Genomic DNA, 338 nt, shown 5'->3' with positions numbered 1-338 from the left:
AGGTCTATTCAATAACTTAACGCAACAAATCTAAAATTATAGATTTGTAATTATGAGTTTAAAACATAGACGGCTTTCTTTAGCTGAAAGAATTAAAATTGAAACACTTTTTAACGAGAATAAAACCAAAGCTTATATAGCTAAAAAGCTCAATAGGTCTCGTTCTACCATATCACGTGAGATTAATAAATGGGTAGTGAAAAAAGGAGATAAATATGACGCTCATTTAGCTCAATGGAACGCTAAAGATGATTATTTAAACAAAAGAAATCTTGACAAAATATCAACATACAATGCTTTAAAATTTTATGTTTATAAAGGATTATTAAAAGGTTGGA

Annotated in this window: 1 protein-coding gene; it reads left to right on the top strand. The window is 27.5% G+C overall.

The genetic code is table 11. From position 1 onward, the window contains the following. Positions 1–52: 52 nt before the first annotated feature. Positions 53–338: helix-turn-helix domain-containing protein (locus LG649_RS15975; RefSeq protein ID WP_226544815.1), on the top strand; the 286-nt coding region annotated here is incomplete at its 3' end.

Source organism: Neotamlana laminarinivorans, from assembly GCF_020523925.1.
In the GTDB taxonomy this organism is placed as follows: Bacteria; Bacteroidota; Bacteroidia; order Flavobacteriales; family Flavobacteriaceae; genus Neotamlana; species Neotamlana laminarinivorans.
Note: the sequence above shows the minus strand (reverse complement) of the source record. Positions and strands in the feature narration are given on the sequence as shown.